Source organism: Halomonas sp., from assembly GCF_031581305.1.
GTDB lineage: Bacteria > Pseudomonadota > Gammaproteobacteria > Pseudomonadales > Halomonadaceae > Halomonas.
In genome coordinates, this window is sequence record NZ_JAVLBC010000018.1 from 1 (window position 1) to 24759 (window position 24759).

Below are 24759 nucleotides of genomic sequence, written 5' to 3' on the forward strand. Positions count from 1 at the left end.
TGCCCGTCGCCGGCAGCGGATGCGTACTTTACGGATTCTCCCGGCACCGCGCAAGGCCTGCCGGGAGAAAAATCTCACGACGCCCGACTGGCCCGGTCGAGCAGCGAGAAGATCGAGCGATAGGGAATGCCACCGTACTGACTCAGGCCGACCTCACAGGTGCGCGAGTTCGAGTAGCCGGCACTGCAGTCCGCCACCTGGTCGGCCAGCCCCGCCAGCGCGGAGGCATTCAGCTCCGGCGTCCTGAAGCCCTTGTCACCGGCGAATCCGCAGCAGGTGATCTCCGCCGGCACCACCACCTCCCGCGCACAAGCTCTCGCCAGGCCGACGAACTTGTCGGCCAGCCCCATGCGAGTGCTCGAGCAGGTCACATGCACGGCGACCCGCTCGTCCACCGGCGTGACGGCGAGCCTCGGCAGCAGGTGGTCGTGGGCGAAGGCGACCGGCTCCAGCATCTCGAGTCGTTCGTCAAGGTGCTCCCGCATCTGCAGGGTGCAGGGGCTGGTGTCGCAGAGCACCGGATAGCGGCCGTTCTGGCTCGCCACCAGCAGTTCGCGATTGAGCTCACGCCCCTTGTGGGTCGCCTCCTCGAACTGCCCCTTGGACTGGAAGGCCATGCCGCAGCAGAGGTGGCCGATCATCTCCGGGAGGATGACCTCGAAGCCCGCCTTGTCGAGCAGCGCCAGGGTGATCTCCATTACTGAGCGCCGCTCGATCTCGTCGTCATGGTCGGCGCCGAAGATGCGGGTGGCACAGGAGGGCAGGTAGACCACCTTGTCCCTGGAGGCATCGCCCGACGGCGCATGGTCCAGCATCCGGACAGGCGCCGACCTGGGCAGGGCCGGACTCCACTGAGGCAGACGGCTGCCGCTCAGGCGGCGCGCCCCGGTGCTGGCCCTGGCCATCAGGTCGGTGCCGAGCAGGGCCCTGGCCGCGCTTGCCGCGTTGAGCCCGCCCCGGGCCATGCGGGTCGCGCCCGAGAAATGGCGCCCGATGCGCCGCGCGACCCCGGCCTGGCCCACGGCCCGCTCGTGGCGCATCCCGAGCACCAGGTCGCCGGTATTGATGCCCACCGGACACTGGGTGGAGCAGAGGCCATCGGCGGCGCAGGTCTCGTCGCCCGCATAGCGGTAGTCCTCGCGCAGGGCGGCCAGGCGCGACTCGTCCTCGGGGCTGCGTGTCGCGCCCAGTGCCTCGAGCCTCGCCAGCTCACGGGCGATGACGATGCGCTGCCGTGGGGTGAGTGTCAGGTCCTTCGACGGGCAGACCGCCTCGCAGAAGCCACACTCGATGCACTTGTCGACGATCTCGTCGGCCGCCGGCAGGGGCTTGAGGTTCTCCAGGTGCAGGGTCGGGTTGCGGCTGAGGATCACCTCGGGATTGAGCAGGTTGCCGGGATCGAAGAGCGCCTTGATCTCCCACATCAGCGCATAGGCCTCGGGCCCCCACTCCAGTTCCACGTAGGGCGCCATGTTGCGCCCGGTGCCGTGCTCGGCCTTGAGCGATCCGCCGTATTCCACGCCGACCAGCTGCGCCACCTCGTCCATCAGCGCCTGATAGCGCTCCACCTCGCCGGGCTTCTCGAACCCCTGGGGGAAGACGAAGTGCAGGTTCCCCTCCAGGGCGTGGCCGAAGAGGATGGCGTCGCGATAGCCGTGCCGATGGAAGATGTCGGTGAGCGCCAGCACGCCCTCGTCGAGCCGCTCGATGGGGAAGGCCACGTCCTCGATGATCACCGTGGTGCCGACCTCGCGCACCGCCCCCACCGCCGGGAAGAGCCCCTTGCGGATCTTCCAGTAGAGGGCATAGGTATCGGCGTCGCGGGTGAAGGTGACCGGCTCCAGGGTCTGAATGCCCTCGAGGGTCTCCTGTACCGCCTGCATGCGCGCCTCGAGCTCGGCCTGGTCGTTGCCGCGCACGTCGACCAGCAGCGCTGCCGCCCCCTCGGGTAGCGTCCTCAGCACCACGGGCATGCCGGACTGGTCCTGTACCGAGCGCAGCGCGGCCCGATCCATCAGCTCCACGGCAGAGACCGGCGCCTGCTTGAGCGCGATGGTCGCGCGGCAGGTCGTGCCCATGTCAGGGAAGAAGGCCAGGGCCGCCGCCTTCAGGGGCTCATCGACCACGGTGTCGTAGGTGATGGTGCTGATGAAACCCAGGGTGCCCTCTGAGCCGATCATCAGATGCTTGAGGATCTCGATGCCATCGCTGAAGTCGACCAGGCTGTTGAGGGCATAGCCGGTGGTGTTCTTGAGCCGGTATTTGTGACGGATCTTCTCGGCCAGGGCAGCGTTGCCTTGCGTCTGGATCGCAAGGCGTTCGAGACCGGCCAGCAACTTGCCATGGAAGGCCCGGAAGGCGGCGACGCTGTCGGTGTCGGCGGTGTCGAGCAGGCTGCCGTCAGCCAGGATCACGCGGATATCGCGCACCGTGCGATAGCTGTTCTGGGCGGTGCCGCAGCACATCCCCGAGGCATTGTTGGCAGCGATGCCGCCGACCATGCAGCTGGCAATCGAGGCCGGGTCGGGCCCGATCTTGCGCCCGAAGGGCGCCAGCAGATGGTTGGCCCGGGCCCCGATGACCCCCGGCTGCAGACGAATCGCCTTGCCCTCGTCGAGGATCGCATGATCCCGCCAGCCGCGGCCGAACTGGATCAGCACCGAGTCGGTCACCGCCTGGCCGGAAAGCGAGGTGCCGGCGGCGCGGAAGGTTACCGGCAGCTCGCGGGCCCGGCACTCCGCCAGGGTCAGCTGCAGCTCCGCCTCGTTCTCGGGGCGGACCACCAGTTGCGGAACCAGCCGGTAGAAGCTGGCATCGGTGCCATAGGCCAGGGTGCGCAGCGGATCGTCGATCAGCCGCTCGGCGGGGATCGACGCCGCGAGCGCCGCCTTCAGCTGGCGCCTACCGCCTGGGGCTATCATGCTTCTTCTCCCGCCCCGACATCGGCATGACGCACCAGCACCACCAGCTCGCGAGGCCCGTGAACGCCGTAGGCCAGGGTCTGCTCAATGTCCGCCGTCTTGCTGGGACCGGAGATCAGCAGGGCGTTGGTAGGCATGCCGCCGGCCCAGCCGCGGGACTCGATGACATCAAAGAAGGTGTCCTCGATGGTGTCGGCCTCCAGCACGGCAATATGCACGGGCGGCACCAGGCTGAGCCGGCGCGGCTCGTCGGGGGTCGGCCAGAGCCACAGGCTGCCGGTTTCGGCGATCGCTCCGCCCACCGTGGTCAGGCCGGCATCGACCCGGTCAAACTGCTCGCGCTGCCAGGTCTCGATGTCGCGGTCGACGTCCACCAGCTCGACCTCGGCGTCGGCCAGGGCCGCGCGCGCCTCGGCAGACACCGGATGCTCGCGCCCCAGCGCCAGGCGCGACACCCCCTTGTCGACGAGCAGCCGCGCCAGCACCTGGGTCCAGTCGTCCCGGGTGACGTGCAGCACCTCGCCATGCACCGAGATGATCAGCCGCTCGAAGCGCGCCAGGCGCTCCTCGGTACTCCACCCGCGGTTCGTCACCACGGCGAAGTTGCTCTCGGGGGCGGTGAGCGGGCCGTCGGCGCGCTCGCGTAAGCGCTTGAGAATAGCGTCGCGGGCACTCATCAGCGCTCCTCCTCGTGGTTCTTGCGTGCCTGATGACGCTTGACCAGCGCATGCAGTGTGGTGCCCGCCGGCTTGGGCGCGCTGCGATGGTCGGTCCAGACGCCTAACCTCGAGGGCGCCAGCGCCCGCAGCTTGCCGGCCAGTGTCGTGCCGCCCCGCCAGGCGGCGGGATGGGTGGCCAGCCACTGAAAGCCCTTCCAGGCCGCGGCTTCCTTGCGGGTGCGCTTGGCGCCGGCGCCGGGCACATTGCCGCGCCCCTCGCCCACCGACTCCTGGCGCAGGCGCACCAGCAGGTCGGGAATCGGGATCTTGACCGGACAGACCTCGCCGCAGGCGCCGCACAGGCTGGAGGCCGTGGGCAGGTCCTTGGTCTCCTCGAGGCCCATCAGGTGGGGCATCAGGATGCTGCCGATGGGGCCCGGATAGGTGGTGCCGTAGGTGTGGCCGCCGACCCGGGCATAGACCGGGCAGTGGTTCATGCAGGCGCCGCAGCGGATGCAGCGCAGGGTGTCGAGCAGCTCGTCGTCCTGGTAGATGTTCGAGCGGCCGTTGTCGACCAGCACCAGGTGGACCTCCTCGGGACCATCGTGCTCATCGGCCTTGCGCGACGAGCTGATCATGTTGAAGTAGGTGGTCACGTGCTGGCCGGTGGCAGAGCGGGTCAAGAGTGCATAGAGCGGTGGCACGTCGCGCAGGTGCTCGACGACCTTCTCGATGCCGGTCACGGCAATATGTACCGGCGGCACCGTGGTGGTCATGCGGCCGTTGCCCTCGTTTTCCACCAGGCACAGAGTGCCGGTCTCGGCCACCGCGAAATTGACCCCGGAAACGCCCACATCCGCCGCCATGAAGCGCTCACGCAGCTGGGAGCGGGCCGCCGCGGTCATATAATCGACGTCACGGGTGCGCTCGGTCCCGGTCTTGTCATGCAGGATCTCGGAGATCTCATCGGTATTCAGATGAATCGCCGGCATGATGATATGCGAGGGCGTCTGTTCGTTGAGCTGCACCAGGTACTCACCGAGGTCGGATTCCAGCGCCTCGATGCCCGCCTCCTCCAGGTGGGCATTGAGATGCATCTCCTCGGAGACCATCGACTTGCCCTTGATCACCGCCTTGGCCTCGCGCGCCTCGCAGAGCTCGCGGATGATCCGGCAGGCCTGTTCGCCGTCCTCGGCCCAGTGCACCTTGATGCCATTGGCCTCGCAGTTGGCCTCCAGCTGCTCGAGCAAGTCGGGCAGCTTCGACAGCGCCCGCAGGCGGATGTTGGCGCCCAGCTCGCGCAGGGTCTCCAGGTCCCATTCGCCGAAGACATCCCGGCGCTTGTCCATCAGTCCGTCCATGGCCTTGCGGAAGTTGGCCCGGATCTGGGGATTGCCCAGGGCGTCGTGGGCCTGGCGATGGAACTCGCGAGGCGTATAGGTCTGTACGGTGGGAGTCGCGTCCGTCATGAGGTCCTCCGCCACAGGTAGCTGGCGATATGCTCGCCCATCACGGCCTTCTTCTGGTGCTCGAAGCGTCCGCCGATGTTCAGCAGGCAGCCGCAGTCGGAGGTCACGACGCGCTGGGCACCGGCCTCCTCGATAGCCGTGGTCTTGTCCTCCACCATGGCGGCAGAGACCTCAGGATGACGCACGGCAAAGGTGCCGCCGAAGCCACAGCATTCGGCGGCGCGCGCCTGCTCTACCAGCTCGACCTTGCCGAGCTGGGCCAGCAGCGCCGGACCGGTCTCGGCCAGCCCCATCTCGCGCCGGGCGCTGCAGGAAGTATGCATGGCCACTTTTTCCGTCTCGCCGCGATCCTCGAGCTTCAGGTGGCAGACATGGACCAGGAACTCGGTCAGTTCATAGACCCGCCCGGCGACGTCAATGGCTTTTCCCTCGAGGTCGCTGCCGGCAAAGAGCTGGGGGTAGTGGGTGCGCATCATGCCACCGCAGGAGCCGGAAGGCACCACGATCGGCCAGGGCTCGGGGAAGAGGCCTAGCTGGGCCGTCGCCACGGCCCGGGCCTCCTCCTGGTAACCCGAGGTGTAAGCCGGCTGCCCGCAGCAGGTCTGGTCCTCGGGAAAGAGCACCTCGATGCCCTCTCGCTCGAGCAGGCGGATACCGTCCAGACCGGCCTCCGGGTAAAACAGATCGATCAGGCAGGTCCCGAAGAAGTAGACCTTCTCCGGCTTCGGTGGATAGAGCTTGACTGGCGTCATGGGCAGGATCCTGGACAGCGCAGGGGCACGGCAGGGTTGCGCTGAAGTCATTGACTCGAATTATGGTAAATTGGTAAAACCAATTGACACGGAAGAAACGTCGCCGCACATTAGGAGGCAGCGTCAGCAGTGTCAAACGCAAGCGACCCGCTTCCCAGCCTTGCCTGCCTATACTTTAGTCTAGCGCTTTCAACGCTTCCTTCAACACCCTGATGTAGCTGGATAAATTGCCACTCTCGAGCGAAACGGCAGCAATCTATCGTCGCGGCGTTTGGTAATACCAATTTGATGGCGATACCATGCCGTCTTTCGCCACGTGTTCCGGAGCCCCCATGGCCTACCAGCCCGTTCGACATCCGCGCCTCGCCGACGTCATCACCGAGCGCCTCGAGGCGCTGATTCTCGAGGGCAGCCTGAAGCCCGGCCAGCGACTGCCACCGGAGCGCGAACTGGCCGAGCGTTTCGGCGTTTCGCGCCCCTCGCTGCGCGAGGCCATCCAGAAGCTGTCGGCCCGCGGCCTGCTGACCAGCCGCCAGGGGGGCGGCACCTTCATCAGCGAGGAACTCAACAGCGGCTACAGCGACCCGCTGCTGGAGATGCTCTCCCGCCATGGAGAGTTCCATCTCGACCTGCTCGAGTTCCGCGACGCCATGGAAGGCATCTCCGCCTACTATGCGGCCCTGCGTTCCACACCCACCGACAAGGCACAGTTGATCAAGCGCTTCGAGGAGCTCGAGGCCTGCTTCAAGGGGCGCAACCCGGCGCTCGAGGCCCGCGCCGACGCGGCCTTCCATATGGCCATCGCCGAGTCGGCCCACAACGTGCTGCTGCTGCATACCATCCGCGGCATCTTCCACCTGCTGGAGAAGAGCATCGTCGACAACCTGGCCCACCTCTTCGAGAAGGCCGACTCGCGCCCGCGGCTGATGGAGCAGCACCGCGCCCTGCTCGATGCGATCCTCGAGGGCCGGGCCGAGGACGCCCGCACCCGCTCCCACGAGCATCTGGTCTTCGTGGAAGAGGGACTGCTCGAGGTCGAGCGCGCCGAGACCCGAGCCCAGCGCGCCCTGCGACGTGCTCAGGTCATGCCCGAGACCTCGCGCTGAGGCCGGCCATGACGACGACGTCTCGCCGCCAGGCCCGCCAGTTGCTCTGGTTGCTGGTTCCCTTCGGGCTGGTGCTCGCCATGTGGCAAGCCGCCCTGCTGGCCCGCGACCAGGCCCTGCAGGGGCTGCGCCAGGACGCCGAGAACGAGCTGCGCCTCTCGGCGGCGAGTCTGGTCGGCCACCTGTCCCGCCATGACTACCTGCCCGCCCTGCTCGCCTCGCGCGAGATGGTCAGGCGCTTCCTGGCGTCACCCGGGAGCCAGGACCCCATGCCGCTCAATCGGTTGCTGGACCGTTTCCGGGCTACCGCCGGCGTCTCCGATATCTACCTCATCGACCGTCACGGCGACACCCTGGCCGCCAGCAACTGGCACCGTGCCAACACCTTCATCGGCCAGAACTACGCCTTCCGCAGCTACTTTCAGGATGCCATCGCCGGCCAAACCGGGCGCTTCTACGGACTTGGGGTTCAGTCCCGGGAGCGCGGCTACTACTTCTCGGCCCCGGTATGGCTCGACGACACCGAACCCGACGCCAGCCCCGATGGCGTGATGGTGGTGAAGGTGCTGCTCGACACCCTGGAGGCGAGCTGGGCCGAGCAGGATGCCGAGCTGCTGGTCACCGACACGGACGACATCATCTTCATGGCCAGCCGTCCGGAGCTGCGCATGAAGGCCCTGACGCCGCTCTCTGGCGACGAACGGGAGGCGCTGCTGGACACCCGCCGCTATGCCGACGAGCCGCTGGCTCCCGCCGGCATCGAGATCACCGGAAGCCCGGGCAAGCATAGCCAGCGGGTCGGCTTTCAGCGAGGGCCGCTGGTCGGAGAGGATTATCTGGGCCTGTCACGCCCCATGCCAGCCTTCGGCTGGGAGATGCATATCCTCAAGTCACTGGCCCCGGTGCTCCAGACCCAGTGGCTTGCCGCCCTGATGGCCGGCGGCCTCTACGGCGTAGTGGTCCTGGCCGGGGGCATCGGCTGGCAACGGCTGCGGCTGCGCCGCGAGCGCGAGCAATTTGCCGACCGGGAGCGTCGCACCCTGGCCCGGGCCCGAGATGAACTGGAACGCAATGTGCAGCGCCGTACCCACGATCTGGTCGAGACCAACCGTCGCCTCTCCGGCGAGATCGAGGAGCGCCGCCGCGCCGAGGAGCGGCTGCGCCAGACCCGCGACGAACTGGTCCAGGCTGCCAAACTGGCCGTGCTCGGCCAGCTCGCCGCCGGCATCAATCATGAGCTCAACCAGCCACTGGCGGCGATTCGCGCCTATGCCGAGAATGCCACCGAGTTCCTGGCCCGCCGCCGCAGCGAGGCGGCGAGCGGCAACCTGGCGCAGATCATCGAGCTCACCGACCGCATGGCCGAGATCAGTGCCCAGCTGCGCCAGTTCTCGCGCAAGAGTGGCGACAGGCCCACCAGCGTCTCGGTCCCCGCCTGCTTCGACTACGCCCTGCGGCTCTTCCAGTCGCGGCTGCGCGACGCCGGCGTCACGATCGAGCGCGACTGGCCCGAGGAGCAGACCTGGGTGCGCGCCGATCTGGTGCGCCTGGAGCAGGTGCTGGTCAACCTGATTGGCAACGCGCTGCAGGCCATGGCCCAGACAGGGACGCCGCAGCTGCAGCTGGGCATCGAACCCGACGTCGACGAGGTGAAGATCCACGTCATCGACAACGGCCCCGGCATCCCCGAGGCACACCTGGGGCGAATCTTCGAGCCCTTCTTTACCACCAAGTCGCCGGGCAGCGGCCTGGGATTGGGGCTGTCGATCTCCGCGCGCATCATCGATGACCTGGGTGGCCGGCTGGCGGCAGACCCTGCACCTGGCGGTGGCGCCCGCTTCACCATTATCCTGCCTCGCGACCCCGGCCCCGAGGCGACCGGCGACATCAGCACCGAGGAGCACGACACCCATGCATGAGCCGGCGATTCTTCCGGTGATGATCATCGACGACGAGGCGCACCTGCGCATCACCGCCGGCCAGACCCTGGAGCTGGCGGGCTACGAACCGCGATCCTTCGAGAGCGCCGAGGCCGCCCTGACGGCGCTGGCTCCTGACTTCCCCGGCGTCATCGTCAGTGACATCCGCATGCCGGGCATGGACGGCATGGCCCTGCTGCGCGAGGTGCGCAACCGCGACCCCGACCTGCCAGTAATCCTGATCACCGGTCATGGCGACATCTCCACCGCCGTGGAGGCGATGCGCGAGGGGGCCTGGGACTTCCTGGAAAAACCCTTTGCCGGCGAGCGCCTGGTGGAGATGGTGCGTCGCGGCATCGACAAGCGTCGCCTGAGCCTCGAGAACCGCGAGCTCAAGGCCGAGCTCGAGGCCCAGCAATCGGCACCCGGCCCGCGCCTGGTGGGGCGCACGTCGGCCATCCAGCGCCTCGCCTCCATGGTCCAGCGCATCAGCCAGGTGGAGACCGACGTACTGCTGTTCGGCGAGACCGGGGCCGGCAAGGACCTGGTGGCCCGTGCCATCCACGAGCGCAGCCGCCGCGGCGGCCACCCCTTCGTGGCCATCAACTGCGGCGCCGTGCCCGAGAGCATCATCGAGTCGGAGCTGTTCGGCCACGAGAAGGGTGCCTTCACCGGGGCCGTGGAGCGGCGCATCGGCAAATTCGAGCATGCCCAGGGCGGCACGGTGTTCCTCGACGAGATCGAGTCGATGCCGCTGTCGCTACAGGTCAAGCTACTACGTGTGCTGCAGGAACGCTCCATCGAGCGCCTGGGTGCCAACGTGCCGGTATCCCTGGACCTGCGCGTAATCGCCGCCACCAAGGTCGACCTCAAGGCCGCGGCCGAAAGGGGGCGCTTCCGCGAGGATCTGTATTATCGGCTCGAGGTGGTCACCCTGCCGATTCCCCCGCTGCGCGAGCGGCGCGAGGACATTCCACTGCTGTTCCAGCACTTCGCCGTCGTGGCCGCCAATCGCAGCGGCCTGGAGACCCCGCCGCTGGATGCTGCCGGCATCTCGGCGCTGCTCGCCCACGACTGGCCAGGCAACGTGCGCGAGCTGCGCAACCTGGCCGAGCGCTACGTGCTGCTCGGCGCCACCTGCGACTACCGCCTGGACGCCCTGCTCGAAGGGGTGGACAGTGACAGCGGCGACCTGGCGCTGCCCCAGCAGGTGGAGCTGTTCGAGAAGAGCCTGATCGACCAGGCGCTGGCTCGCCACCGCGGCCGCGTCAGTGACGCCTGCGAGCAGCTCGGCCTGCCGCGCAAGACCCTCTACGACAAGCTCAGGAAATACGGCCTCAGGGCCGAAGACTATCGCCAGAGCGAGGCCCCCTGACGAAGCAGCTCGCCCAGGGGGCCCCAGGGAGGGAGCCAGGGGAGCAGGCTCGCCGCCGCCATCAGCATCACCAGGGAGTTGCCCGGCTCGCGCCAGTCGAATGGTTTCAAGGCGGTGCCGAAGGAGCGCTTGAGGCGTGCCCCGGTGAGGTCAACGCTGTAGAGCTCGTCGAGCAGCAGGTGGATCACGAAGCCCAGCGCCAGGCCGGTGCCGTGGGCCCAGGCCAGGTGGTCGGGCTGGCCGAATAGCCGATGACTCAGCGCCGTGGCCACCAGGCCGCTGAGCACCGCCGCCAGCAGCGAGTGCCAGAGGCCACGGTGTACGGTAAAGCGGGCGAACAGCGCCCCGGCCAGGTAGCGCACGCCCAGGTAGATGGCGCCGCACACCATCAGCAGGGTGCCGGTGGACAGCCGCATCTGCAGCACCAGAGCACCGGCCACTACCGCGGGCACGGCGAGCAGGTTGAAGATCAGGCGAATCGCTCGGGAGCGGTCGGCATCGATGTCGGGCAGAATGCCGCCGAAGGTCACCAGCGCCAGCAACGGCAGGCTCTCCATGGCGCCCCAGAGGCCCGCCTGCCAGCCACCATGGGCCAACACGGCCCCGCCGGCAGCGGCCACGCCGAGATGGGTGCGAAAGTTGGCCATGCCGGGGCGCGCCCCTCGATTACTGGATAAATGACCAGATTATCGCGCGCCTCGACAATGAAAAACAATGGGTTAGACAATCATTCCAGAACCGTAGCCGTAAGAGGGCAGCTTGGAGCGTATCCGTCGACAGGCCCCCCGGGGGTCGGACCCTCGAGGAGGCGCTGTGCCCCCTCCCTGGCGCAGGCCCCCTCTACGGCCTGCCCGGCGCTCCTCGCTGGCTAAAGTACGGCTTCTGGAGAGTTAGTTTCCCATTGCCGCCAAGTACTCGTCCTTCAGCTTGACGTAGTTGCCCGCGGTATAGGGGAAGAAGGCCCGCTCCTGCTCCTTGAGCGGGCGCAGCGCCTTGGCCGGGTTGCCGGCGTAGACGTGGCCGCCCTCGAGGCGCTTGCCCGGTGGCACCACGGCACCGGCGGCGATGATCACCTCGTCCTCGACCACGGCGCCGTCCATGACGATGGCGCCCATACCCACCAGGATGCGGTTGCCCAGGGTGGCTCCATGGAGGATTGCCTTGTGGCCGATGGTCACCTCATCGCCAATGGTCAGCGGGAAGCCGTCGGGGTTGAAGTCGCTGGCATGGGTGATGTGCAGCACGCTGCCGTCCTGCACACTGGTGCACGCGCCGATGCGGATGCGGTGCATGTCACCGCGGATCACCGCCATGGGCCACACCGAGCAGTCATCGCCCAGCACCACGTCACCCAGCACCATGCAGGCCGGATCGATATAGACCCGCGCGCCCAGTTGTGGGTCGTGTCCCTTCCAGGGTCGCAGGCTCATTGCCTCGCGCATTGCTCACCTCCGCCGTTTAGATCAGTCCAGCCAACAATACTACCAGCATCAGCGGGATCGACACCCAGCGCACCAGAGCCCGCCAGGTGCGAAAGCCGTTGGGGCCGGCATCCAGCGCCCTCAGAGCGGTCTCCTCGAGCATGACCCAGGCGGCGAAGATAGCAATCAGCAGCCCGCCCAGCGGCAGGAATATCTCCGGTGGAATGGTGCTGACCAACTCGAAGGGATTCATGCCGAACAGCACCCGGGTCTCGGCCAGACTCGAGAAGGAGAACACCGAGAGCATTCCCAGACCCCATACCGCCAGCCCCACCACGGCCGCAGCGGCGCCTCGCCGCAGGCCCCAGCCCTGCAGGGTAGCGACCATGGGTTCGGCCAGGTTGATCGAGGAGGTCCAGGTGGCCAGCAACAGCAGCAGGAAGAACAGCGAGAGCCACAGTGCCCCTCCGGGCAGTTCGGCGAAGGCTACCGGCAGCGTCACGAACATCAGCCCCGGTCCTTCAGCGGGGTCCATCCCCTGAGCAAATACCACCGAAAAGATGGCAATACCCGCCAGCAGGGCGACCGTCACGTCGAGCACCGCCACCGAGACGGCGGCTCGAGGCAGGCTCTGGTGATCGGGCATGTAAGCGCCGTAGGCCATCAACGCACAAGCGCCTACCGCCAGGGTGAAGAAAGCGTGGCCCATGGCCTGCAACATCACCATTGACGTTACCGCCGAAAGGTCCGGCAGGAACAGCCAGGCCAGTGCCGGTCTAAAGCCCTCGGTGGTGGCCGCGTACCCCGCCAGCACCACCAGCAGCAGATAGAGCATCGGCATCAGCAGGTTGTTGAGCTTCTCCAATCCCTTGGCTACGCCGGCGGCGACCACCAGCATGGTCATCGTCAGGAAGAGCGTATGATTGAAGGTCATGCGTCCCGAGTCGGCGAGGAAGGCATCGAAGTCCGCGCCGATTTCCGCCGCGCTGCGCCCCACGAAGTCGCCATTGATCGCGGCCACCAGGAATTCGATGGACCAGCCCGAGACCACGGAGTAAAAGGAGAGGATACAGAATACCGTGACGGCGCCGAACAGCCCCAGCCAGCGCCAATGGCGACTCGCCCCGGCCTGATCGGCCAGATGGCCCAGCGACTGCATGGGGCTGCGACGCCCGGCGCGGCCGATCAGGATCTCGGCCATCATCACCGGCAACCCCATCAGCAGCACGAAGGCAATGTAGAGCAGCAGGAACACGGCGCCGCCGTTCTCCCCGGTGATATAGGGGAAGCGCCAGATGTTGCCCAGCCCCACCGCCGCCCCGGTCACTGCCAGGATGAAGGCCTGCCGCGTGCTCCAGCGCTCCAGCGTCTCGTTCATGGGTCCACCCCGCGAGCCTGAAAAGGGCGCAAGCCTAGCACATTGAAACCCGTCGCGGCCGCCCGCATCTAAGGCTCAATCCACTAGCCCGATCTGAGGTGTGCATGTCCCGCAATCCGCTTCTCGAATCCCACGAATTGCCCCCCTTCGACGCCATTCGGCCCGAGCACGTCGTGCCAGCCATCGAGGCGCTGCTGGCGGAAAACCGCACGGCCATCGAGGACCTCGTGGCGAACGCCGAACGGGACGCCCCGAACTGGGACAGTCTGGCGGCTCCGCTGGAGGCCCTCAACGACCGCCTGGCACGGACCTGGTCACCGGTCTCGCATCTCAACGGCACCATGAACAATGCTGCGCTTCGCGAGGCCTACCAGGCCTGCCTGGGCAAGCTCTCCGACTACAGCACCTGGATCGGCCAGCACGAGGGGCTCTTCCGGGCCTGGCAGGCGCTGCGTGACGGCCCCGCCTGGAAGACCCTCGACGAGGGTCAACGCCGCACCGTGGAGAACGCGCTGCGCGACTTCCGCCTGGCCGGCGTGGACCTGCCCGCCGAGAAGAAGCAGCGCTATGGCGAAATCAAGTCACGGCTCTCCGAACTCTCCAACACCTTCTCCAATCAGCTGCTGGACGCCACTCAGGCCTGGCACCTGGACCTCGCCGACACGACCCGCCTCGCCGGCCTCCCCGAGAGCGCGCTGTCCAGCCTGCGGGCCAATGCCGAAGCCAAGGGCCTGGCCGGCTACCGCATCACCCTGGATTTCCCCAGCTTCTTCCCGGTGATGACCTACGCCGAGGACCGTGAGCTGCGCCGTGAGGTCTATACCGCCTTCGTCACGCGCGCCTCTGACCAGGGGCCCAATGCCGGCGAGCACGACAACGCCCCGGTGATGGAGGAGATCCTCGCGCTGCGCCACGAGCTGGCCGAGCTGCTGGGCTTCAGCGACTATGCCGACTACTCCCTATCCACCAAGATGGCCGAGTCGCCCGACCAGGTGGTCACCTTCCTCGAGGACCTGGCCGCCCGGGCGGTGCCCCAGGCCCGCGACGAGTATGCCGAACTGGCCGACTTTGCCCGCGACGAGCTGGGCATGGCAGAGCTCGCCCCCTGGGACGTGGGCTTCGCCAGCGAGAAGCTGCGCGAGGCGCGCTATGCCATCTCCGACGAGCAGTTGCGCCCCTACTTCCCCGCCCCCCGGGTGGTCGACGGCCTGTTCCAGGTGGTCGAGCGCCTCTACGGCGTTACCTTCGTGGAGGACGAGGCGGCCCCGCGCTACCACCCCGACGTGCGCTACTTCCGCATCCTCGAGCACGACACCCCCATCGCCGGCTTCTATCTTGACCTCTATGCCCGCGAGGGCAAGCGCGGCGGCGCCTGGATGGACGAGTGCCGGGTCCGCCGCCTCGAAGGCGGCGCGGTGCAGCTGCCGGTGGCCTACCTGACCTGCAACTTCACCCGCCCGGTGGGCGACACCCCGGCGCTGCTGACCCACGACGAGGTCACCACCCTGTTCCACGAGTTCGGCCATGGCCTGCACCACATGCTGACTCGCCAGACCGTCGCTGATATCTCCGGCATCAATGGCGTGGCCTGGGACGCGGTGGAGCTGCCCAGCCAGTTCATGGAGAACTTCTGCTGGGAGCGCGAAGGGCTCGACCTGATCGCCGGCCATGTAGAGACCGACGCGCCGCTGCCCGAGGCGCTCTTCCAGAAGCTGATAGCGGCCAAGAACTTCCAGTCCGCCATGGGCATGGTGCGCCAGCTGGAGTTCTCGCTGTTCGACTTCCGCCTACACCGCGAACTCGCCGCCCCGAGGGCCGCCGATATCCAGGCGCTGCTCGATGCGGTACGTGACGCCGTCGCCGTGATCCCGCGGGCGGACTTCAACCGCTTCCAGAACGGCTTCGGCCATATCTTCGCCGGCGGCTATGCGGCGGGCTACTACAGCTACAAGTGGGCCGAAGTGCTCTCCGCGGATGCCTGGAGTGCCTTCGAGGAGGCCGGCATCTTCGACCCCGAGACCGGCCGGCGCTTCCGTACCGAGATCCTCGAGCGCGGCGGCTCCCGCGACGCGACCGCACTGTTCCGTGCCTTCCGCGGTCGCGAACCCAGCATCGAGCCCCTGCTGCGCCACAGCGGTATCCGTGCCGCCTGAGAAGGTTTGCCGCCGGGCCCGCCTGGCGGCCCCCTGATGGAGACGACATGACCGTCCAGAAACGTTTTATCGTCGGCGCCATCTGCCCGCGCTGCGCCGATGTGGATGAACAGCGCAGCCGCGCCGAGCTCGCCAGCTTTCAGTGCCAGTAAATACAGGAGGCCATCATGGCCGTACAGAAACGCTTTATCGCCGGCGCCATCTGCCCACGCTGCGCCGAAATGGACCGCATCCGTGCCTGGGAACAGAACGGCATCCGCTACCGCGACTGCGTCAGCTGTGACTTCTTCGAGCAGTTGCCCATCGAGGATGAGGCCCTGCCGGAGCTCGAGACCCGGGTCAATCGCGAGCGCGAGGAGCAGACACGCAACGACGTGCAGACTGTGAAGATCCTCGACCCGAAAGGGCACTGACGCACATGGGCCAGGGAACGGCCGCCACTCTGCTGCCGCAGCGCCGCCTGCTGGAGTTGCTGGGGCTTGCAGCCGCGGCGGCACTACTGGTCGCGCGACTCGACCTGGCCACCCTCGCCGCCGGACTGGGCCTCTTCCTGTGGGGCATGACCCACCTGGAGGCGGCCATCAAACGCCTCTCCGGCGGCACCCTCGACCACTGGTTGCACGCTGCCACCCGCCGCACCTCCCGGGCCATCGCCGTGGGCGCCCTGGCAACCGCCCTGGTCCAGTCCAGCTCGCTGGTCACCCTGCTGGCCATGTCCTTCGTCGGCGCCGGCCTGGTGGCCCTGCCCGCCGCCATCGCCCTGCTGTTCGGCGCCAACCTCGGTACCACCACCGGCGCCTGGCTGATTGCCGGGTTCGGCCTCAAGGCCGACCTCGCCCAGTATGCGATGCCGCTGCTGGCCCTGGGACTGCTGGGCTCCCGGCTGCTGCAGGGCAGTCGCGCCAGCATCGCTGACCTGCTGCTCGGTGTGGGCCTGCTACTATTGGGCATCGACTTCATGAAGCTGGGCTTCGAGACCTGGCAGGATGGCCTCTCCCTGGAGGGCCTGGCCGGCGAGCACCTCTGGCACTGGCCGCTGCTGGTGCTCTTCGGTGTCGTAGCCACCGTGGTCATGCAGTCCAGCCACGCCACCCTGCTGATTATCCTCACGGCGCTGGCCTCCGGCCAGCTCCCCTACCTGCCGGCACTGGCCATCGCCATTGGCGCCAACATCGGCACCACCGTGACCGCAGTAATCGCTGCCCTTGGCGCCAGCACGGCCGGCCGGCGACTGGCCGGCGCCCACGTGATCTTCAACCTGGTCACGGCGGCCGTGGCCCTGGCCCTGCTGCTGCCACTGGCCGGGCTGGTGGACCGGCTTGCCGCACTGGTGGGGCTGGCGGCCACCGCCTGGCCGCTCAAGCTGGCGCTCTTCCATACCCTCTTCAATGGCCTGGGCATCCTGCTGATGCTGCCCTGGATCCCGCGGCTGGCCGGCAGCCTGGAGCAGCTCTTTCCCGACCCAGCGAGATTTCCTCCGGCCCAGGCGCGCTACCTGGGGACCAACGCCCTGCAGCACGCCGACACGGCCCTCGCGGCCATCGAGCAGGAGTGCCGACGGCTCGACCGGCGTACCTACCATCTGCTTGCCTCGGCCATCCTGGTGCCCAGCGCCGAAGCGATCGGTCATCCGCCGAGCCGGGCCGCGATCGAGGCCCCGATCCACCCCGATGACTGGCCACTGGTGAACGTGCGCTACCACGAGCAGATCAAGCCGCTGATGGCGGAGATTCTCGACTTCTACGCGCGCATCGACACGCCCCTCACCGCGGCCCAGGAGGCACGCCTGGAAGGCCTCTATGCGCGCACCCTGCGTCTGGTCGAGGCGGTACGCTTCGGCGAAGTACTGCAGCGCAGCCTGCTGCGCCACGCCGCGCCGGCAAGCCCCCTGCGCGAGGCCCACGATGACCTGCGCATGGCCCTTGCCGAGGGCCTCAACCGCCTGGCCAACAACCCGGGCGCCCGCGACATCGAGGCGCCTCTGGAAGAGGTCCGCCGCTACTGGCAACACGAACTGGCCGAACGATTACGCCAGCATCGCCTCGACCCCTGGCTTGCCTCCTCGCTGATGAACGACCTCCACCAGGCCAGCCGTCTGACGGCCGCCCTGACCTCTCCAGACGACGCCTGAACGAAGCGGCCAGATGCCACGCTCTGTGCGGAAATCCGCACATTGCAGGACCCGCTGCGTGCGTGATCCCGGCCTCACGCCGCTCTACTCGCTTCGACCAAGGTCTAAGAAATTTCTTGCAACCACATGAAATAAAAAGAACTTAATCATGCAGGCATGACTTTTGCGAAGTAATAGTCGTTGATGCCATCACGGCCTGGATAACGGCAGATGCCCCAACCCGTGACCATACTGGGGACGATGGCAAGCAGCCGCGGGCACAACAGTCCGAGCCTTCAACAAGAGCACAATCGCATACAGGAGATACGCCATGCACAACACAACCTCACGGATTCTCGCCGGCACCCTGGCCAGCTCCCTGCTGATCGCCGCCTCGGCCTCGGCCCAGTCGGACCGCAGCGACTGGCCGGATAACTTCACCGTGGGCACCGCCAGCCAGGGCGGCACCTACTTCGTCTACGGTTCAGGCTGGGCCAACCTGATCGCCGACGAGCTGGGTATTTCGGGCGGCGGCGAAGTCACCGGCGGCCCGACCCAGAACATGGCGCTGGTGCATAGCGGCGATGTCGCACTGGGCCTGACCACCATGGGGCCGGCCGCCGAGGCCCTGGCCGGCAAGAGCCCGCTCGCCCCGGGCATGCCCATGGACAACGTCTGCGCGCTGTTCCCGATGTACGAAACCCCCTTCTCGATCACGACACTGGAGGGCAGCGGCATCGAGTCGATCGCCGAGATCCCGGACGGCGCCCGCATTGGCTTCGGCCCGGCGGCCTCGACCTCCGACACCTACTTCCCGGCCATGCTCGAGACCCTGGGCGTGGAGTTCGACCGCCGCAACGGGGGCTGGTCTGACCTGGGTGGCCAGCTGCAGGACGGCCTGATCGACGTCATCGCCTTCGCTGCCGGCATCCCGATCCCCGCCGTCAGCCAGCTCGAGGTGCAGACCGACGTGAACATCATCGAGTTCACCGAAGAGGAGCAGCAGACGGTGCTCGAGAACTTCCCGGTCTCCGAGTTCCAGATTCCGGCCAGCACCTACGAGACCCTTGAGGAAGATGCCCGCGCCGTTTCCATGTGGAATTTCACCATTGCTGGCTGTGACCTGCCGGAGAGCTTCGTCTACGAGGTCACCAAGCTGAGCATGGAGAACAATGACCGCATGCGCGACGTTCACCGTAGCGCCGCGACCAGCATCCCGGAGAACATCAAGTACAACACCGTACTGCCCTTCCACCCGGGTGCCGTGCGCTGGTACGAGGAGAACGGCCACGAGATCCCGGAAGACCTGAAGCTGTAAGCCGTTAACCTGAGCGACTGCCCCGCACCGTGCCACGAGAGGGCGATGCGGGGCAGCTCCTGTGCTCCTCCGCCATACCCCCAAGGGTGCCTCCCATGTCCCATACCCCCTCTCAACGTGACGACGCACCAAGCAACGACGTCGTCCAGACCGTCAACGCCGAGGGCGTCGACGAGGCCGCCGTGGAGTCCAACCGACGGCTCTACACCGGCTGGCAATGGCTGCTATTCGGTGCCCTGGCTATCGCCTTCTCTCTCTTCCACCTGGTCTCGCTGAACGTCTATCCGCTGGAGACCTGGTCGTTTCGCATCGTGCACATCGCCGGTGCCCTGATCCTCGGCTTCGGCCTCTATGCCGGTACCCGCTTCGCCGACGAGGACCAGCGCCGCTCTGCCGCCTGGCTCTCCTGGGTGAGCCTCGCCATGCTGGTGCCTGCCCTCTATGCCCTGGTGCGGGTGGTGATGATGTACCAGGCGATGAGCGATGGCGCCATGCGCATCGCCCCGGAGATCGAGGCCTGGCACTTCGGCTATCCGCTGATTCTGGCCACCGTAGCCGGCATCCTGCTCTCCTGGAGCTATCGCCAGTTCCGCGACCGCCTATCGCCGGCCGACCTGATCCTGATGGTCTGCGCCCTGGCCGTGGCCGGCTACCTGCTGGTGATGTTCAACAGCCCGCTACGCGCCTCTACCGGCACCTCCTTCGCGCCCATGGGAATCTCCTACGCGGCTATCGCCGGCTCGCTGCTGATCCTCGAACTGACCCGCCGCGTGGCCGGCCTGGCGCTGGTGGTGATCTCCGCCATTTTCCTGGTCTACGTCTTTGCCGGTCCCTATCTGCCGGGCTTCCTCGGCTATCCCGGGCTCTCGGTGGGCCGCTTCTTCAGCCAGGTCTATACCGACGCCGGCATCCTCGGGCCGACTACCGCGGTCTCATCGACCTACATCATCCTCTTCATCATCTTCGCCGCCTTCCTGCAGGCCTCGAAGGTCGGCGACTACTTCGTCAACTTCGCCTTCGCCGCCGCCGGCCGCGCCCGCGGCGGCCCCGCCAAGGTGTCGATCTTTGCCTCCGGCCTGATGGGCATGATCAATGGCACCAGCGCCGGCAACGTGGTCTCTACCGGATCGCTGACCATCCCGCTGATGAAGAAGGTGGGCTACCCGAGTCGCAGCGCTGGGGCCATCGAGGCCGCCGCCTCCACCGGCGGGCAAATCATGCCGCCGATCATGGGCGCAGGCGCCTTCATCATGGCCGAAATCACCGGTATTCCCTACACCGATATCGCCGTGGCGGCACTGATTCCCGCCATCCTCTACTTCCTGTCGATCTACTGCATGGTGGACTTCGAGGCGGCCCGCACGGGCATGCGCGGCATGCGCAAGGACGAGATCCCGTTGTTCTCGAAGCTGGTCAAGCAGGTCTACCTGTTCGCGCCGATCATCATCCTCATCGCCGCGTTGTTCATGGGCTACTCGGTCATCCGTGCCGGTACCCTGGCCACTGCCTCGGCGGCCGTGGTGAGCTGGTTCTCGCCCCACAAGATGGGTATCCCCGCCATCCTCAGGGCCCTGCAGCTGGCCGGCACCATGGCCATCCAGATCATCGCCGTGTGCGCCTGCGCCGGCCTCATCGTGGGGGTGATCTCGCTGACCGGGGTCGGCGCACGCTTCTCCTCGCTGCTGCTCGGCCTGGCCGGCGTCAGCCAGCTGCTGGCGCTGTTCTTCGCCATGTGCATCTCGATCCTGCTGGGCATGGGCATGCCGACGACAGCCGCCTACGCAGTGGCCGCCTCGGTGGTCGCGCCGGGCCTGATCAACATCGGCATCCAGCCGCTGGTGGCCCACTTCTTCGTGTTCTACTTCGCGGTGGTCTCGGCGATCACCCCGCCGGTAGCGCTGGCCTCCTATGCGGCGGCGGGCATCTCCGGCGACAACGCCATGGGCACCTCGGTGGCCTCGTTCAAGATCGGCCTGGCAGCCTTCATCGTGCCCTTCATGTTCTTCTACAGCCCGGCCATGCTGATGGAGGGCAGCGGGATGCAGATCCTGCGCGTGGGCGTGACCGCCACCCTGGGCATCGTGCTGCTGGCGGCCACCGTCCAGGCCTGGTTCGTCGGGCCGGTCAAGGCCTGGCAGCGCCTGGTGATGCTGGCCGGGGCGCTATGCATGATCTACGGCGGCATCTATTCCGATATCGCGGGCCTCGCCATCGGCGTGCTGATGTTCATGATGCAGCGCGGCCGCCACGGCGGCGGGGACAAGTCCGTCACCGCCGGCTGAACGTGACCCTTTCCCTGTAACGCAACGGGCCCCGCCAATGGCGGGGCCCGTTGCGTTACGGCATGGACCGTGTCAGCCGGTGATGTTGTCGAGGATGCGCAGGCAGGGGGTCGCCTGGTTGAGCGTATAGAAATGCAGGCCCGGGGCGCCACCATCGAGCAGCTGCTGGCAGAGCCGCGACACGACCTCCTCGCCGAAGGCACCGATGGCCTCGCTGTCGTCGCCGTAGGATTCGAGCTGCTTGCGGATCCAGCGCGGGATCTCGGCCCCGCAGGCGTCCGAAAAACGCGCCAGCTTGGTGTAGTTGGTGATCGGCATGATGCCGGGCACGATGGGGGCCTCGACGCCCAGGGAACGGGCCCGGTCGACGAAGTGGAAGTAGGCCTCGGCGCTGAAGAAGTACTGGGTGATGGCGATGTCCGCTCCGGCCTTCATCTTGTGGGCGAAGTTGGCCAGGTCCTGTTCGAGGTTCGCCGCCTGGGGATGGGACTCCGGGTAGGCGGCCACGGCAATCTCGAAGTAGTCGCCGGTCTCCTCGCGGATGAACTCGACCAGCTCGTTGGCGTAGCGCAGCTGGCCGGTGCCGCCCCCACCCGTGCCGGAAGGCAGGTCACCGCGCAGGGCCACCAGGCTATTGATGCCCTCTTCCCGATAGCGAGCGAGCAACTCGCGCAAGGCGCCCTTGTCGCTGCCGATACAGGAGAGGTGCGGCGAGGTAGTGAAGCCGGTTTCGCGCACCATCCGCACGGTATTCAGGGTGCGGTCCTGGGTGGAGCCACCCGCACCATAGGTGACCGAAAAGAAGCGCGGTTCGCGGCTGGCCAGGGCGTCGCGAACGCCAACCAGCTTCTCTCGCCCGGCATCGGTGTTGGGCGGGAAGAACTCGAAGCTGATCCCCAGCGGGTGTTCCTGCGTGCTCATCGGCTTACCTCATGAAAATGATGCATATTACGGCTATTCTGACGGCTGGCCTGGCGTCAGACCAATGAAAGATACGCGACGCTGCATCAATCCTGTTCATGCAGAGGCGGTCTCTCGACCGCCATGACCCAGGGAAGGACATGACCTCGATCGACCCCAGCACCCTGATGGGTCCCCTCTGGACCCTGCTCGCCTATATCGGCCTGGGCTGGCTGGCCGCCCGCCGGCTGGCGGTGGACCCGCGCCCCGTCGCCACCCTGCTGATCTACCTGGTCGCCCCGCTGACCTTCTTCCGCGGCCTGGTCCAGGGCGGCCCCACGCCCGGCTACCTGCTGCTGACTGCGGCGCTGTTCGCGGTGGCCAGCCTGATCGCCGTTATTGTCCACCAGTTGGCGAGACGTGGCTTCGCCCCCCAGGAGAGCGCCCTGCTGGCCTTCTCCTCCGGCACCGGCAACACCGGCTACTTCGGCCTGCCGGTAGCCCTGGTGCTGCTGCCACCCCAGGGGGTGACGCTCTACCTCTTCTGCGTGCTGGGGGTAACGCTCTACGAGTTCACGGTGGGCTTCTACTTGAGCGCCCGGGGCCAGTTCTCGGTGCGCCAGAGCCTGATCAAGATCGCCCGGCTGCCCCTGATCTACGCCTTCCTCGCCGCCCTGCTGGTAAGCGGCCTGGGGCTCGGTGTGCCGGACGCGGTGATGCAGGGGCTGGCCGCCTTCCCCGCGACCTACACCCTGCTCGGCATGATGATCATCGGCATGACCCTGGGACGGGTCAGCGTACGGGAGTTCGACGTGCGTTTCATCGGCGCCTGCGTGGCGATCCGCTACGGACTGTGGCCGCTGCTGTCGCTGGCCGCGGTGCTGGGCCTGCAGGCCCTTTTCCCGCTGTCGGGGGAGCTGGCCCTGGCGCTGCTGCTGATCGGCGTGGTGCCCATGGCCGCCAACGTGGTGGTGGTGGCCATGGAGCTCGGCATTGCCCCGGAGAAGGGCGCCCTGGCGGTGCTGGTCACCACCCTCGCCGCGCCGCTGCTGATCCCGCTTTATTTAGGAGTTATGATTAACGTCACCAGCTTATAACAACTATGTTGATCTATCTCTGAACTCTCTTAGCAAAACCTTTTTCCACAGCCACTCTTCCAGAATCTTGCGAAGTTAAAAAAACAGGGGGCACCTCCTCTCTTTTAACCCCTCCACCTTGAAAAACGTTATTTTCTTCGATCCAATCAGGATATTTTTCTAGCGCTTGGCCCGACAGTCTCACACGCTCTTTAATCCCCACTCTCTTAATCATTCCTTATCCTCCATGAGCTTAGGAAGCATCTTATTTACAATCTGATGCTCCATAACTATATACGATGTAACAAACCTTTTAAGCCTTGTTGAAGCAGTCCTTTTGCTCCAAGAAACTACACTACCCGCTGACTTCCTTTTCATTGTAGCTTTAAATGCAAACATGTACAAGCGGGGTGCTATACCAGAAAAAGAATGAAAAGCAACCTTGTCATCACTTTTTCCATGTCCGTCCACAACAATGGAGTCACCAAACAAACTGGAAGTCATACTTTTAGGATATGGCTCAACATAAACCAAACGTTCAATACCAGAAGATACAATATGTCTAGCACATATGTGGCACGGAAATGTATTTACATACATCACAGCCCCATCCAAAGAAACCCCACGCATAGCCGCATCAGAAACTGCGGCCATTTCGGCATGCACAGTGCGGCCGTATTCAATGACATTCAACGCTTGCAAACCCGACAAGATAGGATGGTCATCTCCAGCTATTGCCTTGCCAGCCATTTCTGAAAACTTATCTCGAACGCTTTTATCAAACTCCCCACTCTCACTTATTCTATTAAAAACCTCAGCTACCATTAACCTCTTTTGTTCACCCCCAACATCTCTTCCAGACTGGAAGTCACGAGCATCACCATCATCCCCCTCCCAGTAAAGCCCACCAAAAGGTTTGGCAACTTCGTTACACCCCAGCGCCAGCACACTCCCATTAGGGGTAGTAATAGCTGCTCCAACCTGCCTCGCCAAATCTGCTGATCGCCAAGAAGAAGATTCAGCATGAAACATTCCCCATTCATCACGAGTAGGTGTTACAAAAGGACACCCAAAAACGACCTTTAGAAATCTCTCCAACTCCTCCTTATAAGCAGAAGCTCCAGCATCAAGATTTACAAAAAAATCACCTAGGGGAAAGCAACTTTGAACATTTTGCCCGGACCTATTGGCCTCTTCTTTCTCATCTATCTTTACCAACTCTTCTGCAGAAGATCTCGCTGCATCAACACCCTGCGGATCGTTTTTTGAGTAAGCGATCTTTTGCGCCAGCTGAGAAACCCTCTCTGATCTACGGGAGAAGGCGGATATCAGCATGAACCCACTTCCATATATCGCTCTTAAAGTGGAAACTTCGTCAGGGTGCTTAAGCGAGTCAAGAATATATGCTGTTTTGGTACGCCCTCTAGTCTCGGGGTTTTCGCACTCTTCTTGTTGATTAAGCTCCGCTCTAATTCTCAAAACCTCTGAAATACCAAGCATTGCCAATGCGTCATTGAGACCGCTACTTGAACGAATGCTTGAGCCAGCTATCATAAGCCTCTTTATTCTCTCACCCTCATCAGGCGCTCCTACTCCAGCGTCTTCAAAACCGGGAACCAAACTTATAAGCTCACTCAACCGAATTCTATGCGAAATATAGCCATATTCGCCAAGCTCTTCCTTAAGCGCCTCACAGAGATCTTCTTTATTAGACCCCACGGGACTAACAATCCCAAAAACAAGTTCAGGGCAGCCAACTGGCTTCAGAGGATCAACTCCGGAATAAGTCAGCTGTTCCACATTCCCTTCCATGGCCATAAAAGCTTTTCCTTGGTTTTGTAGATATCGATATAAATCAGTATCGGTAGGCATCCGGCTTGTAGGGCCCGTCGACGGCGACGCCGGTGTAGTCGGCCTGCT

20 protein-coding genes are annotated in these 24759 nt (G+C 65.4%); 10 read left to right on the forward strand and 10 right to left on the reverse strand.

Translation table 11 applies throughout. The annotated features are described in order from the left end of the window. Positions 1–74 precede the first annotated feature (74 nt). From RI841_RS03115 to RI841_RS03130, 4 genes are read right to left on the reverse strand one after another with little or no spacing between them, the layout of a single operon-like run. Positions 75–2921, reverse strand: a complete 2847-nt coding sequence (locus RI841_RS03115; protein WP_310704122.1) for an FAD-binding and (Fe-S)-binding domain-containing protein — start codon at positions 2919–2921, stop codon at positions 75–77. Further along, entirely contained in the window at positions 2918–3598 is a 681-nt protein-coding gene (locus RI841_RS03120) for a lactate utilization protein C (protein WP_310704123.1), read from the reverse strand. The genes RI841_RS03115 and RI841_RS03120 overlap by 4 nt, the downstream gene beginning before the upstream one ends. Continuing rightward, complete coding sequence (locus RI841_RS03125) at positions 3598–5049, reverse strand: LutB/LldF family L-lactate oxidation iron-sulfur protein (RefSeq protein ID WP_310704124.1); 1452 nt, start codon at positions 5047–5049, stop codon at positions 3598–3600. Before RI841_RS03125 ends, RI841_RS03120 begins: the two co-directional genes overlap by 1 nt. Continuing rightward, positions 5046–5801: a (Fe-S)-binding protein gene (locus RI841_RS03130; RefSeq protein WP_310704125.1), complete on the reverse strand. Its 756-nt coding sequence runs from the start codon at positions 5799–5801 to the stop codon at positions 5046–5048. Before RI841_RS03130 ends, RI841_RS03125 begins: the two co-directional genes overlap by 4 nt. Before the next feature lie 332 nt (positions 5802–6133). Here RI841_RS03130 and RI841_RS03135 point away from each other — a divergent pair, with 332 nt between their 5' ends. From RI841_RS03135 to RI841_RS03145, 3 genes are read left to right on the forward strand one after another with little or no spacing between them, the layout of a single operon-like run. Next, the gene (locus RI841_RS03135; protein WP_310704126.1) at positions 6134–6907 is read left to right on the forward strand and encodes a GntR family transcriptional regulator; all 774 of its coding nucleotides are present in this window, start codon (positions 6134–6136) and stop codon (positions 6905–6907) included. An 8-nt stretch (positions 6908–6915) separates the two neighbouring features. Continuing rightward, on the forward strand, positions 6916–8826 hold the full coding sequence (locus RI841_RS03140) for an ATP-binding protein (protein ID WP_310704127.1): 1911 nt from the start codon (positions 6916–6918) through the stop codon (positions 8824–8826). Continuing rightward, positions 8819–10201 carry a sigma-54 dependent transcriptional regulator gene (locus tag RI841_RS03145; RefSeq protein ID WP_310704128.1) on the forward strand — a complete coding sequence of 461 codons (1383 nt, stop codon included), beginning with the start codon at positions 8819–8821 and terminating at the stop codon, positions 10199–10201. The genes RI841_RS03140 and RI841_RS03145 overlap by 8 nt, the downstream gene beginning before the upstream one ends. Here RI841_RS03145 and RI841_RS03150 read toward each other — a convergent pair. From RI841_RS03150 to RI841_RS03160, 3 genes are all read right to left on the reverse strand, one after another. Next, a complete protein-coding gene (locus RI841_RS03150) occupies positions 10177–10848 on the reverse strand; it encodes a metal-dependent hydrolase (RefSeq protein ID WP_310704129.1) in 672 nt (223 codons plus the stop codon). The two genes, RI841_RS03145 and RI841_RS03150, sit on opposite strands and share 25 nt — an antisense overlap. Before the next feature lie 243 nt (positions 10849–11091). Beyond that, a complete protein-coding gene (locus RI841_RS03155; protein ID WP_310704130.1) occupies positions 11092–11643 on the reverse strand; it encodes a gamma carbonic anhydrase family protein in 552 nt (183 codons plus the stop codon). 16 nt (positions 11644–11659) lie between these two features. Next, positions 11660–13000: a sodium-dependent transporter gene (locus RI841_RS03160; protein ID WP_310704131.1), complete on the reverse strand. Its 1341-nt coding sequence runs from the start codon at positions 12998–13000 to the stop codon at positions 11660–11662. Between the two features lie 104 nt (positions 13001–13104). Between RI841_RS03160 and prlC the strand changes: the two genes are divergently transcribed. The 6 genes from prlC to RI841_RS03190 all read left to right on the forward strand — a co-directional run bounded on the left by prlC (position 13105) and on the right by RI841_RS03190 (position 20863). Next, on the forward strand, positions 13105–15153 hold the full coding sequence (gene prlC, locus RI841_RS03165; protein WP_310704132.1) for an oligopeptidase A: 2049 nt from the start codon (positions 13105–13107) through the stop codon (positions 15151–15153). Positions 15154–15200: 47 nt separating this feature from the next. Then, positions 15201–15305, forward strand: a complete 105-nt coding sequence (locus RI841_RS03170) for a YheV family putative metal-binding protein (RefSeq protein ID WP_310704133.1) — start codon at positions 15201–15203, stop codon at positions 15303–15305. 15 nt (positions 15306–15320) lie between these two features. Beyond that, complete coding sequence (locus tag RI841_RS03175) at positions 15321–15566, forward strand: YheV family putative zinc ribbon protein (RefSeq protein WP_310704134.1); 246 nt, start codon at positions 15321–15323, stop codon at positions 15564–15566. 5 nt (positions 15567–15571) lie between these two features. Next, positions 15572–17284, forward strand: a complete 1713-nt coding sequence (locus RI841_RS03180; protein ID WP_310704135.1) for a Na/Pi symporter — start codon at positions 15572–15574, stop codon at positions 17282–17284. 310 nt (positions 17285–17594) lie between these two features. Then, positions 17595–18581, forward strand: coding sequence for a TAXI family TRAP transporter solute-binding subunit (locus RI841_RS03185; protein ID WP_310704136.1), 987 nt, complete (start codon positions 17595–17597; stop codon positions 18579–18581). A gap of 95 nt (positions 18582–18676) precedes the next feature. Continuing rightward, positions 18677–20863, forward strand: coding sequence for a TRAP transporter permease (locus RI841_RS03190; protein ID WP_310704137.1), 2187 nt, complete (start codon positions 18677–18679; stop codon positions 20861–20863). 72 nt (positions 20864–20935) lie between these two features. Here RI841_RS03190 and metF read toward each other — a convergent pair whose 3' ends face one another. Then, positions 20936–21784: a methylenetetrahydrofolate reductase [NAD(P)H] gene (metF, locus tag RI841_RS03195; RefSeq protein WP_310704138.1), complete on the reverse strand. Its 849-nt coding sequence runs from the start codon at positions 21782–21784 to the stop codon at positions 20936–20938. Between the two features lie 140 nt (positions 21785–21924). On the opposite strand from metF, the gene RI841_RS03200 reads away from it, so the two are divergent. Beyond that, positions 21925–22860 (forward strand): AEC family transporter, encoded by a 936-nt coding sequence (locus tag RI841_RS03200; RefSeq protein WP_310704139.1) that lies wholly within the window; start codon positions 21925–21927, stop codon positions 22858–22860. A 13-nt stretch (positions 22861–22873) separates the two neighbouring features. Here RI841_RS03200 and RI841_RS03205 read toward each other — a convergent pair whose 3' ends face one another. Together RI841_RS03205 and RI841_RS03210 are read right to left on the reverse strand one after the other, a co-directional pair. Next, complete coding sequence (locus RI841_RS03205) at positions 22874–23074, reverse strand: hypothetical protein (RefSeq protein ID WP_310704140.1); 201 nt, start codon at positions 23072–23074, stop codon at positions 22874–22876. Next, positions 23071–24759: anti-phage dCTP deaminase (locus RI841_RS03210; protein ID WP_310704141.1), on the reverse strand; the 1689-nt coding region annotated here is incomplete at its 5' end. The genes RI841_RS03205 and RI841_RS03210, both read right to left, overlap by 4 nt.

What these genes read in the sequence shown, in the direction of transcription:
- RI841_RS03185 (WP_310704136.1), top strand. Translation starts at nt 17,595, where the DNA reads ATGCACAACACAACCTCACGGATTCTCGCCGGCACCCTGGCCAGCTCC.
- RI841_RS03125 (WP_310704124.1), bottom strand. Translation starts at nt 5,049, where the DNA reads ATGACGGACGCGACTCCCACCGTACAGACCTATACGCCTCGCGAGTTC.
- metF (WP_310704138.1), bottom strand. Translation starts at nt 21,784, where the DNA reads ATGAGCACGCAGGAACACCCGCTGGGGATCAGCTTCGAGTTCTTCCCG.
- RI841_RS03145 (WP_310704128.1), top strand. Translation starts at nt 8,819, where the DNA reads ATGCATGAGCCGGCGATTCTTCCGGTGATGATCATCGACGACGAGGCG.
- RI841_RS03200 (WP_310704139.1), top strand. Translation starts at nt 21,925, where the DNA reads ATGACCTCGATCGACCCCAGCACCCTGATGGGTCCCCTCTGGACCCTG.
- RI841_RS03180 (WP_310704135.1), top strand. Translation starts at nt 15,572, where the DNA reads ATGGGCCAGGGAACGGCCGCCACTCTGCTGCCGCAGCGCCGCCTGCTG.
- RI841_RS03190 (WP_310704137.1), top strand. Translation starts at nt 18,677, where the DNA reads ATGTCCCATACCCCCTCTCAACGTGACGACGCACCAAGCAACGACGTC.
- RI841_RS03120 (WP_310704123.1), bottom strand. Translation starts at nt 3,598, where the DNA reads ATGAGTGCCCGCGACGCTATTCTCAAGCGCTTACGCGAGCGCGCCGAC.
- RI841_RS03175 (WP_310704134.1), top strand. Translation starts at nt 15,321, where the DNA reads ATGGCCGTACAGAAACGCTTTATCGCCGGCGCCATCTGCCCACGCTGC.
- RI841_RS03135 (WP_310704126.1), top strand. Translation starts at nt 6,134, where the DNA reads ATGGCCTACCAGCCCGTTCGACATCCGCGCCTCGCCGACGTCATCACC.
- RI841_RS03115 (WP_310704122.1), bottom strand. Translation starts at nt 2,921, where the DNA reads ATGATAGCCCCAGGCGGTAGGCGCCAGCTGAAGGCGGCGCTCGCGGCG.
- RI841_RS03130 (WP_310704125.1), bottom strand. Translation starts at nt 5,801, where the DNA reads ATGACGCCAGTCAAGCTCTATCCACCGAAGCCGGAGAAGGTCTACTTC.
- RI841_RS03160 (WP_310704131.1), bottom strand. Translation starts at nt 13,000, where the DNA reads ATGAACGAGACGCTGGAGCGCTGGAGCACGCGGCAGGCCTTCATCCTG.
- RI841_RS03150 (WP_310704129.1), bottom strand. Translation starts at nt 10,848, where the DNA reads ATGGCCAACTTTCGCACCCATCTCGGCGTGGCCGCTGCCGGCGGGGCC.
- prlC (WP_310704132.1), top strand. Translation starts at nt 13,105, where the DNA reads ATGTCCCGCAATCCGCTTCTCGAATCCCACGAATTGCCCCCCTTCGAC.
- RI841_RS03155 (WP_310704130.1), bottom strand. Translation starts at nt 11,643, where the DNA reads ATGCGCGAGGCAATGAGCCTGCGACCCTGGAAGGGACACGACCCACAA.
- RI841_RS03205 (WP_310704140.1), bottom strand. Translation starts at nt 23,074, where the DNA reads ATGATTAAGAGAGTGGGGATTAAAGAGCGTGTGAGACTGTCGGGCCAA.
- RI841_RS03140 (WP_310704127.1), top strand. Translation starts at nt 6,916, where the DNA reads ATGACGACGACGTCTCGCCGCCAGGCCCGCCAGTTGCTCTGGTTGCTG.
- RI841_RS03170 (WP_310704133.1), top strand. Translation starts at nt 15,201, where the DNA reads ATGACCGTCCAGAAACGTTTTATCGTCGGCGCCATCTGCCCGCGCTGC.